The sequence below is a fragment of the Ferribacterium limneticum genome (genome assembly GCF_020510585.1).
GTDB lineage: Bacteria > Pseudomonadota > Gammaproteobacteria > Burkholderiales > Rhodocyclaceae > Azonexus.
This window is the reverse complement of record NZ_CP075190.1, coordinates 3,975,064-3,988,921: the sequence shown is the minus strand read 5'-3', so window position 1 is coordinate 3,988,921 and position 13,858 is coordinate 3,975,064. Positions and strand designations below refer to the sequence as shown.

General features: G+C 55.5%; 13 protein-coding genes and 1 pseudogene. 5 read left to right on the top strand and 9 right to left on the bottom strand.

Annotated elements, in window-relative coordinates:
- Positions 1 to 272: 272 nt before the first annotated feature.
- Positions 273 to 647 carry a helix-turn-helix domain-containing protein gene (locus tag KI613_RS19045; RefSeq protein WP_226402442.1) on the bottom strand — a complete coding sequence of 125 codons (375 nt, stop codon included), beginning with the start codon at positions 645 to 647 and terminating at the stop codon, positions 273 to 275.
- Between the two features lie 120 nt (positions 648 to 767).
- On the opposite strand from KI613_RS19045, the gene KI613_RS19040 reads away from it, so the two are divergent.
- Together KI613_RS19040 and KI613_RS19035 are read left to right on the top strand one after the other, a co-directional pair.
- The gene (locus KI613_RS19040; protein ID WP_226402440.1) at positions 768 to 1,919 is read left to right on the top strand and encodes a hypothetical protein; all 1,152 of its coding nucleotides are present in this window, start codon (positions 768 to 770) and stop codon (positions 1,917 to 1,919) included.
- A gap of 6 nt (positions 1,920 to 1,925) precedes the next feature.
- The gene (locus tag KI613_RS19035) at positions 1,926 to 3,065 is read left to right on the top strand and encodes a TniQ family protein (RefSeq protein WP_226402438.1); all 1,140 of its coding nucleotides are present in this window, start codon (positions 1,926 to 1,928) and stop codon (positions 3,063 to 3,065) included.
- A gap of 565 nt (positions 3,066 to 3,630) precedes the next feature.
- Here KI613_RS19035 and KI613_RS19030 read toward each other — a convergent pair.
- Positions 3,631 to 4,515 (bottom strand): annotated as a pseudogene (locus tag KI613_RS19030) (trans-sulfuration enzyme family protein).
- A gap of 195 nt (positions 4,516 to 4,710) precedes the next feature.
- Here KI613_RS19030 and KI613_RS19025 point away from each other — a divergent pair.
- Positions 4,711 to 4,962, top strand: a complete 252-nt coding sequence (locus KI613_RS19025; protein WP_226402436.1) for a hypothetical protein — start codon at positions 4,711 to 4,713, stop codon at positions 4,960 to 4,962.
- A gap of 58 nt (positions 4,963 to 5,020) precedes the next feature.
- Here the strand turns inward: KI613_RS19025 and KI613_RS19020 are convergent, their stop codons facing one another.
- The 7 genes from KI613_RS19020 to KI613_RS18990 are packed head-to-tail and all read right to left on the bottom strand — an operon-like array spanning position 5,021 to position 11,840.
- Positions 5,021 to 5,575, bottom strand: coding sequence for an LOG family protein (locus tag KI613_RS19020; RefSeq protein ID WP_226402434.1), 555 nt, complete (start codon positions 5,573 to 5,575; stop codon positions 5,021 to 5,023).
- A 44-nt stretch (positions 5,576 to 5,619) separates the two neighbouring features.
- Positions 5,620 to 6,951 carry a hypothetical protein gene (locus KI613_RS19015; protein ID WP_226402432.1) on the bottom strand — a complete coding sequence of 444 codons (1,332 nt, stop codon included), beginning with the start codon at positions 6,949 to 6,951 and terminating at the stop codon, positions 5,620 to 5,622.
- A gap of 26 nt (positions 6,952 to 6,977) precedes the next feature.
- Positions 6,978 to 8,537 carry a hypothetical protein gene (locus KI613_RS19010; protein ID WP_226402430.1) on the bottom strand — a complete coding sequence of 520 codons (1,560 nt, stop codon included), beginning with the start codon at positions 8,535 to 8,537 and terminating at the stop codon, positions 6,978 to 6,980.
- A gap of 4 nt (positions 8,538 to 8,541) precedes the next feature.
- Complete coding sequence (locus KI613_RS19005) at positions 8,542 to 9,315, bottom strand: class I SAM-dependent DNA methyltransferase (RefSeq protein ID WP_226402428.1); 774 nt, start codon at positions 9,313 to 9,315, stop codon at positions 8,542 to 8,544.
- Positions 9,312 to 10,319, bottom strand: a complete 1,008-nt coding sequence (locus KI613_RS19000; protein WP_226402426.1) for an ABC transporter substrate-binding protein — start codon at positions 10,317 to 10,319, stop codon at positions 9,312 to 9,314. The genes KI613_RS19005 and KI613_RS19000 overlap by 4 nt, the downstream gene beginning before the upstream one ends.
- Positions 10,316 to 11,083, bottom strand: a complete 768-nt coding sequence (locus tag KI613_RS18995) for an ABC transporter permease (protein ID WP_226402424.1) — start codon at positions 11,081 to 11,083, stop codon at positions 10,316 to 10,318. Before KI613_RS18995 ends, KI613_RS19000 begins: the two co-directional genes overlap by 4 nt.
- Before the next feature lies 1 nt (position 11,084).
- Positions 11,085 to 11,840 carry an ATP-binding cassette domain-containing protein gene (locus KI613_RS18990; RefSeq protein ID WP_226402422.1) on the bottom strand — a complete coding sequence of 252 codons (756 nt, stop codon included), beginning with the start codon at positions 11,838 to 11,840 and terminating at the stop codon, positions 11,085 to 11,087.
- 439 nt (positions 11,841 to 12,279) lie between these two features.
- Between KI613_RS18990 and KI613_RS18985 the strand changes: the two genes are divergently transcribed.
- Both KI613_RS18985 and KI613_RS18980 read left to right on the top strand, forming a co-directional pair.
- Complete coding sequence (locus KI613_RS18985) at positions 12,280 to 12,558, top strand: hypothetical protein (protein WP_226402420.1); 279 nt, start codon at positions 12,280 to 12,282, stop codon at positions 12,556 to 12,558.
- A 246-nt stretch (positions 12,559 to 12,804) separates the two neighbouring features.
- Positions 12,805 to 13,857, top strand: coding sequence for a hypothetical protein (locus tag KI613_RS18980; protein WP_226402418.1), 1,053 nt, complete (start codon positions 12,805 to 12,807; stop codon positions 13,855 to 13,857).
- The last annotated feature ends 1 nt before the right edge of the window (position 13,858 follow it).

The window sequence follows — 13,858 nt, the reverse complement described above, 5'->3', positions numbered from 1 at the left end:
AAAATCTCCATCTCGTCGGGTGAGCGAGTCCCTCGCTCACAGACTTGCTTGCGAAAAAACGAAATGGGGGATTGACGGACAGCGGATGCGTCCTTAGACTTTGGCTTGGATCAGCTTAGGTCTGGGTTCCCCCCAGCTAGTTGGTAAAAACGCGAGGTTTAGGCCCCTCGCGTTTTTTTTCGTCGGTCAGTTAGGTGCTGGTTGTGAGTCCTCCTGGATAGGTCAGTCGATCAGATGCGAATCAGGCCAGTTGTGTGCGCCTCTGGCGCTGCTTAATTGCTGATTTCGCGGATTCTTGTGCGTAGCTCTCGCACAAATCGAGTTGGCATGGCGAGTGCGGCTCGCCGAACATCGGCAATGAGGCCGGATACTTCGTCGGGAAGGCCTGCGTCATCTTTGAGTAGCCCCCTATTCAAGGCGGCAAGTTCGTGCAATTGCTTCATTTCATCGGCGCCTAGCCCAAGAGCGCTGACGATTCTCGCCAGGGTGCTATTCGGCGGTGTGGTGCTGCCACGCTCGATGGCACCATAGTAGTTTGCGGAGATGCCGGCAGCTGACGCGATCTCGCTACGCCTTGCGGCCATTTCCACTCTGCGTTTCGCCAGAAATTCGCCAAGGTGTGAGGCACTTTGAGTGGTAGGTTGCATGACTATCTCCAGATAGGGAATTCGCATGAGCGTAGTGATTGCCTTGGTGATTGGGTAGGTAGAAACTCAATGGCTTGTCCGCTTGCTTCTGCGTATGCAACTTTTCGATTGCAAGTCATCATGAGAGAAAAAATTAGTCCGCTGCTTGAAGGTCAGAAAATCAGATTTATAGCTGCGCGTAATCACTTCAAACACATGATTTTGCGAGGCCTTCACATTGCGAACAAACCGCAGACAGTCTCCCTTCTTGGTGATCTGGCAGATATGGACAGTCTGATTGCAGATCGCACGTGGCAAAGCTGGTTTTCATCTCGGCCACCGATACCCAAGCCCTCGAAGATCAGTTGCCTTGATCAGTACATCGCCCAGATAAAGGTGGGTGGTCAGGCAATGCGCGCTGAGGGCATATCTCCGGATTTTAGGCATGGGTATTTCTGCGAACTTGTCCATGGGGGCTTGATGGCGCAGATGTTGGTGACCACTGAAGCATCCAATCCGGTTCACACGCTCATGCGTCGAGCTCAGGAATATCAGCCGGCGAGTCCCTTGCATTTGCATTTTGATGCGATGGAGGCAGCAGGATGGCACCAAGACTACGGCGATGTTCCATGGTCAATGGTGGCCGCCATTGCAGCTGATCGTGTTTTGCAATTGCTGGACGATCGGTGGTCGCCGCGCTCGGGCAGTGTTTATTCAGGATTCTGTTCGGACTTGACTCTTAAATGGTCGGAGGCAGATGAACAGCAGCGTGGTGAAATCAGGCGTACGCTTGCCAAGATGCGGCCGGATCCGTTCGAGCGATTGATGGCTTGCGGGGCATCGCCGAACTGGCGACGGCTAGAGGTGAGTTCGGATGTGTCGCATGAACACGTCTATAAGCTGTTGTTCGCGTTTGCTGCAGATCCAGATTTCCTCGTCAAGGATCGATTAAGTGCGTGGTCGCTGGACTTGGCAACATCGGCATTGGCCATGCACGCATTAGCGTGGACTGACCGCTATAACACCATGTCACTTGGTATGTCGCCGGAGTTGCAATATTGGGTGGCCTTCCATGAAATTTTGTTCAGTCCAGATCCGCTGGAGGTTGATCATTGGTCTATTACGAGTGTGATGGAGAACTGGCCGGCGGATTGGTCGGAAAGGTCGACGGCTGTGCTCGCGAAGGCGAGCGAAACCTACGCTAATTTGTTGGGCGATCTAGGCCTTGAACCTCGCCATATCTGTGCGGGCCTCCTCAATACACGGGAGGAACGGCCATTGGTTTTCAATTAACCGTCTATGCTGCTGCCCGTTCCTTTGCCTGATGAGTTGTTCGTCAGTGTCTTGGCTCGACTGGGACGACTCAATGGAGTGAATGATCTTCGGGAGGTTGCTGAGCACCTTTTGGGTTTGAAGCGGTGCCCATCATTTATTGATGCCAAGCTGAACCTGCCCGACTTCTGCCTTCGTCTTGGCAATGCCTATGGCGATCCGGAAAACCTGTTGGAGCGATTGACTGCATTTAGCGCTAGGCGAAGCTTGGGGGAGATTGAGGATCAGGCGTGGAAGTCGCTAGTCCTTGGCGAGGAATGTATTTCCCTTGGGGAGCTAACATTCTTTGGGGTAGTGGAGTTACGCTTTTGCCCGTCATGCCGTGAATCGGATATCGAATGCGGTGGCGTGGCTTACTGGCACCGTACGCATCAGCTGCCAATCCTTCATCGTTGCGTGATCCATGGTGACCGGCTGAAAAGAGCAGTGGTCAAACGGGCGGCGTTACATCAATCATTTCCGCTGCCAGGTGACTTCCCAGATGACCGCGCAGTTGAGTTGCCGGTCGTATGGAATGATCATTTTGAAATGGAACTGGCGGTGTTTTCGGACGCGCTGTTGATACAAGCACGACCGCGCCAAGGCCTTGTGGGGCAGGCTCTACTGGAGGGCTTGTGGGAGCGGAAATTTCTGAATAGCAAAGGTTTGCTCCGAGCCAGTGAACTATTTGAGTCCCTGATTCCAAGAATATTCCATGACGTTCGACTCGAACTTTCAAAAGAGTGCTTGGGAATTATCCGTCAGATCGTAAATAGTATTCGCGAGCCGACGAAGGGTATGGCATTTGGGCGGGCCCTACTGCTATGCGCATTGTTTGGCCATTGGCGCATTGTGGCAGAGCGTTGCAAATGGGTTGAGGCTCTTGGGAGATCAGTTCAGGACCGCATCCATGATCCGCGCAGACAGGAACAGGATGCTAGGAATGTGAAAGAGCGATATAGGGAAAAATGTCTTGCTTACATAACAAGCAACCCTGCTCACTCACGTCTGGGTTTTACCAAGCAAAATTATCGAAGTTTTCATTGGTTGCTTCATAATGATCGAAGTTGGCTTGATAACTGCCTCCCGGTGGCGGAGCCAGATATGGATCAGCTTACCTTGATTTAATTCCGGAAATGCCAGCTTCTCGGCCTTATGCAAAGCTTTCCATAAGGCCGATTTCCTGTCAGTGCTTGAGTTTGCATTGTGGCGCGTACACGTCCGACAGACTATTGCAAAATCGGAGTTCTATCTGAGTATCTATTCGGCTAGCCCGACAGACTTTATTCCCCGGATTTAAAGCCTGTGTTAACCAACTAGTTTTGAAAACTTACTTTGCGAATTGAAATGGATTTAAAGACAGACGATCTTGTCGGCTACATCATTAAAAATGTCAAAAACTCACCCACGCCGTTGATGACAAAACGACATGCCGCAGGGAGTTAAAGTTTAAAATCATTACTTATACCCTGCTAGAGCGCGTTTAAATTTGGCCAGTTGGTAATATTAAACGCGCTCCGCCACGTTAAGCGCCGATTGGACGTTCGCGATCACATTGAACACAGAAATTTCTGTCATCCGGAACCGTGTTGCCACACTTACACTTCCACTCCAATTTTCTACCTGTATATGGCTTATATCTCAGCATGCCAAACTCCTTGTCATAGAAAATGGTTAAATATTCGAATCGGCACTATGCCAAAGCTTGGCTTAAATCGTCAATCAGATCTCCTCCATCTTCTAAGCCAATCGATAACCGGAGCATTGCATCCGAAATACTACGCCTTGCGCGCTCGTCAGGCGTCTGTCCGTGATGAGTAGTAGTGCAGGGCTGTGTCACCAAGCTTTCGACACCACCCAAGCTTGGTGCCAGCGCAAATAGCTTTAGGCGATCAGCAACGCGAGTCGCATCTTCGCCCGTGCCCTTAATTTCGCCGGTTAACATGCCGCCAAAGCCTCTCATTTGTTTTTTCGCCAACTCATGGCCAAGGAAAGTGGTAAGCCCTGGGTAGAGAACCCGCGCTACTTTCGGATGCGCCACCAGTGCTTCGACAATCAGCTAGGCATTGGTGTTCTGCTGGTGTACCCGGACCACCAGCGTACGCAAACTACGCGCTAGCAGTGAGGCCGTTTCCCGTGAGATCGCAGACCCCAGGTTATTGCGCCAGGTCCAGATCGGCATCAGCAATTCTTTGCTGCCCATAATGGAACCAGCGGTGAGATCGCTGTGGCCGCCAAGATATTTGGTGTAGGAATGAACGACAAAGTCCGCGCCAAGCGGTAATGGCTGCTGATTGACGGGCGACGCAAAAGTATTGTCGACCGCGAGCAATGCGCCGTGTGCGTGTACTTTCTTGGCGATGGCTTGAATGTCGAAAATTTCTAGGTTCGGATTGGTCGGTGTCTCTAAAAACACCAGACCGGCGCCCTTGGCCAAGACTTCGTCGAGACGGTTTATTTCGTTGCCGAGCAGAAAGTCTGTCGAAATGCCTAATTGCGATTCTTGAAATACGGCGGTAGGCCTTCCAGCTTGCCCTCGGCTTGGCTGCCTATCGAAGTTATTAAGGCGGTTTGCCATGACCAGGAATTGCGCTGAACTCAAAAACCGGCCTTGTTGCCGTTGGCCGCATACATTTGATAGATGTTCTCAGCCATCACAGGGATGTCGATAGGGATCGGTCCCTATTGTCGCTGCAAAACATTCGGTTGTAGGCAGCCCCCTTACAACCTTCACCCCTTTTTTTTGCAGCGGTCGTGATGCGAGCTTCGCTCCATGAACTTCTGGAGCACGGCAATGAAAATTGTGGTGAAAATGGATCTTGAGCAGGGACGCGGATCGATCTGCTGGAAAGGCGCCAACTGGCGCCTGGTCTGGTGGCCATGCGTTACCGTGGGCGGCCTGCTCGTCGCCGGCAATCTGATGGGTGATCGTCTTGACCCGCCAATAACTCAAACAAATACGGACACCACCAAGCCGGCGCCAACGCTAAGGTTTTCGATTTCGATTCGCATGCTCGCTTTATAAGCCATCGCGTTGAGACCACTTTGACATTGTCAGACACAATCAACGATCGTTCGTCCCATTAGTCCAACGCTTGCCGCACTAGCGCGTCAAGCAAGGCTTGCGAAGTACGTTCTACCGAGAGCAACTCTCGATCTCGTGCGTCTATGAATCCATCCGCGATGGCGCGATCGAAAAACCGTAGCAAAAAATCAAAGTAACCCTCTGAATTCAGAATCCCGATCGGTTTCCTATGCAAACCAAGCTGCGCAGTCGTCCAGAATTCAGAGAGTTCGTCCAGCGTGCCCGCTCCGCCGGGTAATGTAACAAACGCATCTGACAGCTCCGTCATACATGCCTTACGCTCTGATAGGGACGTCGTGACGATCTGGCGTGTGAGCCCCGGGTCTGCAATCTCCTGTTCAACCAAGCCCTGAGGGATAACACCAATGCACTCACCACCTGCAGCCAGCACTGCATCTGCGAGCGTTCCCATCAGCCCAACGCTAGCGCCACCGTAAACGAGCCCAATTCCTTGATGGACAATCGCTTGCGCGAACTCCCTAACGTGAGCCGTGTATCGCTCCGACACGCCAGCGCGGGCGCCACAAAAGACGCATATCCATCGGAGTTTCATAGGGGCACGACTCACGAGAGCTATAGAAGAAAGAGCTAGGCTGCCTATTTCGGACTGGAAACCTGCTGGATGGTCAAGTAACTGGGGTAGGTGGGGGCACCGACGCTGTCGAACTCTTCATAGTTGCGGTATTTGCAGACGGCGTCGTAGTCCGACTGGGTCACGGCGACGGACTTGGTACGGCAGTCTTCAAACAAATACAGATAATCGCTGCCAGGGACAAAGCGGCTCAGGGTATTGAAGCGGCCCTCGCGTCTGTTCCGTGATCGTGCTCCGAACAAGTCACGATAAGAGTTTTCGTCAAATTGGTGGGCCAGCCTCCTACGCACTTCGGATTTCATGATTCGCCCATGCTGACCGGCCGATTCGATAGCGTAGATATTGGCAAACAAGACAACCATCCTAAGGACTTCTGTACTCTCCAATGCCGATAGATCCGGATAGATGGCTTCGATCACATCGCTGACAGCTGGCCTGTGAGCATGACGATCCTCTTCCTCGTCTTGCGCTTTGATGACGTTGAGAGCACGCGTGAAGGTCGATTCGCAGCACAGTGTGTTGAGCCAAGCGGCAATTTGTTCGGCCACCTCCGAATGGCGCCGTCGACCTTGTTGCAAGAAGGCGTCAGCAAACAGCGAACGCACACTGATACGATCCCGCCAATTGGCACCGACAATGTCAAGCGCCAGTGCATCGCCAACCTGCCCGCAGGCACTTGCGATTTCGCGTATTGCAGCCAGCAGGGTTTCTCGATTGGTGATGGCAATTTGCTGCGCCAGGACGGCGTCACAGAGGCGTTCGCGATAGTCCTCAATGCCTGTGTCCAGCGCGCGCGGCACGGTGGTCCGTTGGTACTCGCTGAACCTGAGAAGTTCTTGGTCGTAGCGTAGCGTTCCTTGCCGAAGATTGAGGAAGGAGGATTGGCGTGTATTGCCGCCGGCAAGGGGGCTAATCCTCGATAAGATCAAGCCCATAGACAGCAAGAAGAATGGATGGGATCGTAGTTCGAGGCTGGCCATGTGGCCTGAATAGACGACGCACGAAATGATGGTGCGCTTGCCCACGAAGGGCAGGGCGAACAGCGGGCCGACCGGGACAATATCCGAATTCGTCGCCTTAGCGCCGGCGATATTGGCGTCCTTGTCGAAGGAGACGTCGACCAGCAAGATATCCGCACCGTTCAGTTCGCCCTCCATACTGAGGCAATGCTGCACATCGTTCCACGAGCGGATCGGCTGGATGTTGATAAATTCGCGCAGGTTAGGAGAGTGCTCGTATTCGTCGGGCAATTGGTCGTCGACCACCAGTACGTCCAACTTTCGGGGATACGCGTTGCCGCGGGAACTAGCGTTGGGATGCAAGGGGCGGGCTGTCATGACGCTCTCCTGTGGGGTGCTGTGCGCTAGTATCGCGCTGGGATGGTGTAGGCCGTGAGGGTGGTAATACGTTCGACGCGGAAAGTACCATCAGCCAGCGCACGCGATTGCGACTGCACGTGTGGGTCGACATCGATGATCCGCCCGCCCTGCTCGTGAAAACTCTCCTTGACCATACGCATCATGGCCGCCACGGATTTGCTGAAGAAGGTTTCATTGCAGGCGGCCGTCTCGATCGATATCTGGTGAATGTTCAATACGTTGTCGTGGCCACTAACAAAAATCTCAATACCAGGCATGCCGGGGGCATTATTGTGCGCACGAATATTGCGTACTGGCGGCAAAACGAAGAACAGCAATACGATCATGCGTAGATTTTCCAGCAAGGCATAGGGCGACCTGCGTCCCTTCATCGCGAAATAGCTACGAAAATAATCTTCACACTCTCGCAGTGACGGCATGTTGGTCAGCGTCCAGTATGCTTTGGTGCGTGCCACCATGTGCACGGCCAGATACAGCGCGTAGCGGGTTGTGGTGGCGTCAGGATCCGATGTGAAAGGGATACGCTTGGGGTTTTGATCGGCCAGCCAGTACATCGCTTGGGTCATGGCGCTGGTGGTGGCCACCTCCCAATTCAAGGTTTCCAGCTTGTCGCTGAACTGATCAAGCGCCTCTGCATTGGGCAGGGCGTTTCTGGCGTCGATCAGCAAGTCGTTGGACAGAATTGAAATCGCTTGGATGGTGTTCTTGAATTCATGGGTCAGGGTCTGGGCGATCTGGTTCTTGACCTGCCCGTGATGCAGTGTGGCTTGGGTCGCCTCTTGAAGGCAAGCGAGTAAATTGGACAGCGCACTGTCGAAATCGCGTTTGTAGCTTTCCGGCGTGTCGTCGCGCTGACGGTCCAGCTTGAGCACCACGAACATGGACGCGGCCCATAGCGGCGGCGTTTCGCTTTCTTTGTCAGGGCCGCCGCTGTAATAGATCCATACGAGCCGGGTATCGGCGTCGGGAGCATGGCCGAATTCAGCGGCCATGGCGCCGGTCACTTCTGCCGTAAAAGTGGCAAAGCGTGCTTCGCCCGATTCAACGGTCTGCCCCAGCGATGGGTCGGGCCGGAATGAGTCCGCCCAAGTGACGACCTCTGGCGTGTGCTCTGGGCACGAGGGGATGGGCGCGGCAGACTCGTGGTCAAGCGCGCACATGTCGATATAGAAACGACGACTGTAGATATCCTTGAAGCTGAGCAGGCTGCGCTGGTCGCCGCTGGCAAAGAAACGCTGCAGCGCCGTACGGTACCAGTTGTCTTTATCGGTGCCATGGGTTACGCAATAGCACACCTGTTTCCCGTCCTGGCTCCAGGTTCCGGTTGGTCCGGGGCTCAGCCAGACGAGGTCAAAGGCGAACACTTTCAAGGGGCGTACTTGTTGCTCTGGATTCAAACTGACGGCGGGACCACAACCGTTGCGCTCGAAAATATTTATCGCCTGCACCAGGATGTAGTGACCGTTGCTCGGTTTAGTGGCCAGCAGTTCGGTGATCGAGCTGGAAAAATAGGCAAGTCTGCTTGGAGATCCGGCGTTGAACATGGTATCAACTCTCGCTGCGCTTTTGCCAGCACAGGAGATGCAGGCCAGGGCCTTCCTGGCGCGAACCAAGCGACACAGGATCGAAAACGGTTTCTTCGAGCAGTTGAAAGCCCTGCGCACGGGCCGCTTCCTTGAGCACGTCCGGATGGCGCAGCACACGGAATAGTTCTGCTTCGGTCAGGGTGCCGTTGATCAACAAGCCCTTGCTGATGACAATTTCCGCGCCCTCTACGCCTTGGACTCGGATATCGGCCCCGTAACGCAGCATTTCGCGCTGGTAATCGAGCGTCGCACAAATGAAAATGGCACCCTCGCGCAATACGGCTGCGGCGGATCGAAAGAATGCCGCCGGGAGGCCGGCCTCATCAACCACGAAGACAGACGTGGCGCAATCGAAGACGTGGTCTTCATCGTGCAACTGGGCGGCAAGATCGTCTTCGATGTCGGCGATGTGGAAGCGTATTTTTGGCCATCCGGTGAAGTCGCTGCGCTTGGCCCGCGCGATCATTGTGGGGCAGAAGTCGACCCCCGCGATGTTGGCCCAACGGCGCGCTTTGCGCAGGTTGACTAGCAATTCGCCGGAACCGCAACCGAGGTCGATGACGCTGTGCGCGCCGGTATCGCTGGTGTGGTGCAGCACGCCAGCCTGGACGCGAGCGTGCACCTGCAGGTGGAAGGAATCGTCGTGGGCGTAATCACGCCAGAAGCGTGACAGCGAATTCCAACTCGCCAGGCGCGTCTCCTTGAAGTGTTCTGGAATTCCCTGGGTGATCTTCATGGCTTGCTTTCCTGCGCAAGCTGGTTGTACGCATCTTGCAGTGCGGCAGGTGCCCAGACCTGATCCAGCGTTACTGACTGGGGCGCGATGACCTTGAGCTCTTCCAGCCCGCTGATCATGGTTTTCCATGCGGCGTCATTGCACTGCAAGGGTTTGCCAGCGGCTCCAGCGAAGTAAGGCAGGCCCAATTCTAGCGCGCGGCTTTCGCGGGCGCGGTCGATCTCCGGGAAGCTGGCGGCCAGGTCGGCCACCGCATCGTTCGGCGCGTGTAACGCGAACTGCCAGCCCTGGACCAAGGATTTCAACAGGCGAACGACAGTGGGTCGCTCCCGCGTCAGGGTATCGCGCGTAGTGAAGTAGACGGTCCCCAAGAAGGCCACACCCTCTGGTTTGATAATGCGGTAAGCCACTTTTTTCTGTTCGAGGCTGACGGGCTCGTCGAAGATAAATGCGGGCCGCACGGCATACTGCTTGAGCAGAAACGTTTGCAGGTCGAAGGGCACCGGGATTTCTTGCACGGTGGCGCGGTCGATGCCGGCACGCTGCATCATCAACTGGTAGATGCGTTCGGTATTGGTGCCAGGCAGAATTCCGACTTTCTGCCCAACAAAGTCGCGCGGCGTGCGAATGTGCGATTGTGCGTCCACCAGAAACACGGTGGGCGATTGCTCGTTAACCACGCCAATGGCCACCAAGGGTGCGCCCTTGGCAATCGCGGCGACCAGCAAGTCACCGCCCACGACGCCGAACTTCGCTGTTCCGGCCAGTACGAGTTTGATGGGGTCTACTTGTTCGGAGCCGGCCACCACCGTCAGTTGGAGGCCGTTCTTGGCAGCGAATCGACGGCTGGCGGCCACTTCCCCAGCATAGCCAGAGTATGGGATCCATTCCTGCTGAAGGCTGACTGCTTGCACGGCGCTTGGAGCGTCCGGCACGGACTTCGAGCAGGCGGCGAGTAAGCCGGCGCAAAGGGCGACGATGGTGAGGGTGCGTAAAACGTTCATTGATTTCTCCTTTGATACCACGGCCCGAGGTTACGCTCGGCAGCAACCGCAATGCCATACAGCAAGGCCGACAGCCCTGCTCCACAAAAAATCCCAAACATCATCAGTTCAGGTTCGAGCCGCTTGGCGGCGATGAATATGTCTTTACCGATGCCCCAGGTGGCGCCGTTGAATTCGGCCACGATCGCACCTATGACGGAAAACGGCGCCGCCACGCGCAAGCCAGCGAAGAAATAGGGCAGGCCATAAGGCAGGAAGACATGGCGGATAACCATGTGCTTGTTCGCTTTGAACATCGCCATCAGTTCCAGCGCGGGCCGCGGTACTTCGCGCATCCCGGTCAGGATACTGGTGACGATTGGAAAGAAGGCCATCAGCGCGCTAAGCACGATCTTACCCGAGACGCCAGGGCCGAATATCAGGATAACCATGGGCGCCAAGCACACGAAGGGGATTACCTGCGACCCCAGTAACCATGGGTAGATAGCGCCGGCCACGCGGGGCCAATGGGCGGCGCACAGGCCAAAGCCCAGGGAAAACAGCGTGGCCGCCAGCAAGCCAACGCTCGCTTCGAGCCCGGTATACGCGGTCGAGCGTACGATATCGGCGGCGTGCTCCAGCCCATACGCCAGCATGGCGGACGGCGTGGAGACGAGCAGGCTGCCGGTGGTGGTGGCCCCGACCAATTGCCATAGCGCCAGGATGCAGGCCACGGCCAGGATGGCAGGCCAGCCGCGACGCAGGAGAGCGGACGGCGTCATCATGCTAAACCTGCGCCAGTCCGGTGGGCGCAGCCATGGCATTGGCTAGGATGCGGTCGCGCAAGGCGCGTACCGGGTCTGGCAGCTTGCCTGCATCGTCGATGGCGGGAAGGCCGCGCGTGTCGAAAACCTCGACGTTGCGCGATGGCGCGAGCACGACCACTAGGTCGGCATATTGAAGGGCTTCGACAACGTCGTGTGTCACCATCACGCTGGTTGCGCCCAAGCGCCGGCAGGTCGCGCGTATCGTGGTGTTGAGCGTGGCGCGCCGCACCGGATCGAGCGCGGCGAAGGGCTCGTCCATGAGCAGCACGTGCGGCGGCAGGCACAGCGCTCGTGCGATGGCGGCGCGCGCCGCCATCCCCACCGACAACTGGTATGGAAACAGGGTGGCGGCATCGCCCAGGCCGACCATCGCCAGTTGGGTATCGATATGGTTGTGATCGACCACGCGGCCGTGCAATTCATAGACGAGTTCCAGGTTGGCGCGCAGCGATAGGTGCTGCCACAGCGTGGCCTTTTGAAACAGGTAGGCCAAGTGGGTCGAGCCATAGTGGAAAGCCGGCGGCCGGGAATCGATCAGGACATGGCCACCATCTGGTTCGATCAAGCCGGCCATCGTCCGCAGCAAGGTGGTCTTGCCGGTACCGGATTGCCCGACCAGTGCAACGGCGCTACCTGACGGGATCAAGAGGTCGACGCCATGCAGGACCGCCTGATCACCCAGTTTCACGCGCAATTGATGGATATCGATTTGCATAATTGCCTTATACAGCAGGGGTATTCACGCTGCTTGACAAGGCTAGACAAATTGTCATGCCAATGATGTATGACATCACCAGACAATTTTTGTCAAGAATCGCACTCCCGTCGTCACGACCGCTGATGGCCTCATCTCTAGAATTTCCTCATGCACTAGCCGAAGTTGGCCTGGCGCAACAGCGTGACGACTAGGCCTGGATGCGGAAAACTACTTCCAAAGCATAGTTGTTTCACACCAACCACGACCGCTCAAGGAGCCTGATATGTCCACTAATACCCCCGATTGGTTGCTGCGGTTGTTCGGCCTGTACTCCCGGACTCCCCGTGGCCTTGCCCAACGTGATGCAGCAGCCAAGCTTGCGCGGATTGAATCCAGGAAGTTGTCTTCGTCTTCTGTGAAACAAAAGCTCTCCCCCGAACCGGCTTAGGAGGGGCAAATGCAATCTAAAAAAGAAAATCATCGCAAAGGCCGCTGTGTTGAAACGCATCACGCGACTGTTCGTCGCCAGCAGCGTGGAATCCCCGGGTTTGTTGAGGAAATTACCTTGGCCAAAGGATGCCGGGAATGGACAAGAGACGGTTGCCAACGCTGTTATCTGACTCGCCGGCAACGTGAAGAGCTGTGGGAATCGGGCATCGGTCGCCAGTTCGCCTTCAACACTGTTTTCATCTTAAGCCCATCGGGCGTTGTCTTAACCGCTTATCACCAGAGTTAACCATAAACCCACCAAGGAGCCGATATGTCGACCTTCTGGAAATTCGCTAGCTGGACTGCCCGTCGCCACGCCCGTCTTGGAAATCCCTTGGGCAAGATGACGATTCCCCTCTTTGCCATTGGCCTTGCTCCGCAGACGCCTCAAGTCCCGAAAGTGCCGCAGTCCGTTCAAGAAGTCCCGGCTCATGGCGCTGACAGCACTCCCTTAATTCCGCAAGTTGCTCAAGTCTAATCGAGGAGAAGCACCATGACTGCAGAGGTCTTGAACTTTAACGACGCCAGGGCGCAGCGCTCCGCGCTGCCCATTAGCAGGGAGCCGGCGCAGCCCTTGTTCCACGTCTACGGCTCGACTGACGTTACCCCGTACGAAGCCAATGTTATCGGTGAGACAGCCGAGAAAATTCACGCGACGGAGGAAAAAGCCCAGAAGGAATCCAAGGGGCTGCGGGAGAAGGTGTGCGTCATCGATATTCAATTGCAGAACCTGCTCATGGAGTTCAATCACCATTTTAGGGTGTTGGCCGAACTTGGGTTTCCGGAAGTGAAGCCATTTATTACTCCTACGCTACTTTACTTCCTTCTGGGGTTCATCTTTTTGGCAGAAATTCCACTGCAGGCCAGCGTTCTGGCCGGTTTCCGTATTCTGGATGACACAGAAATTTACATCGTTGCCTTAGGTATGGCCGTTTTGTGGTTGCTTGCTGGGAAGGCTATGGCCACCGGAATCCGTCGTTTGGAATCCAGTGACAGTGACCGCCGAAAGGAAGCGGCGATGTTGATTTTCGCTGGCATATTAGCCATGTTGGCTCTCATAGCAATGGCTATTGCTCGCCAGAGCTTTGGGGAACAGCAAGTTGCGACGACAGGGACTAGCGTGATGAGCGGTGCCACGGCAACCGGCCTGCTTTTGTTGCAATTGGCATTTTTTGCCATCTCTGTATTTGTGGTTTACATATCACTTCCGCGAAATCGCCAAGCCGGGGAGAGCCGCTCCATCACCACCCGCTTGATCCCCAAGATCATGAAGCTGGCTGAGCAGCGGGAGAAATACTCGTCCCGGTACAACGCGATTCAGCGGATCAGTACGGCCAAGGTTGAGCAGCACAAGGCCTTTGCCAGAAGGTTGACCTCGGAATATTTCGAGGAACTGCACACGAGGGGAGGCGGCAATCTTGGCCAGGCCGCTCCCTGGCAGGAGGGCTGGTTTCCTCCGCTTTCCCTCGGTGCGCCTCTCGAAGAGCACCCCCCGCTTCTACAGGACACCTTGGCAAAAATCGCTTCCTTCCATCAAACCAAGTAAG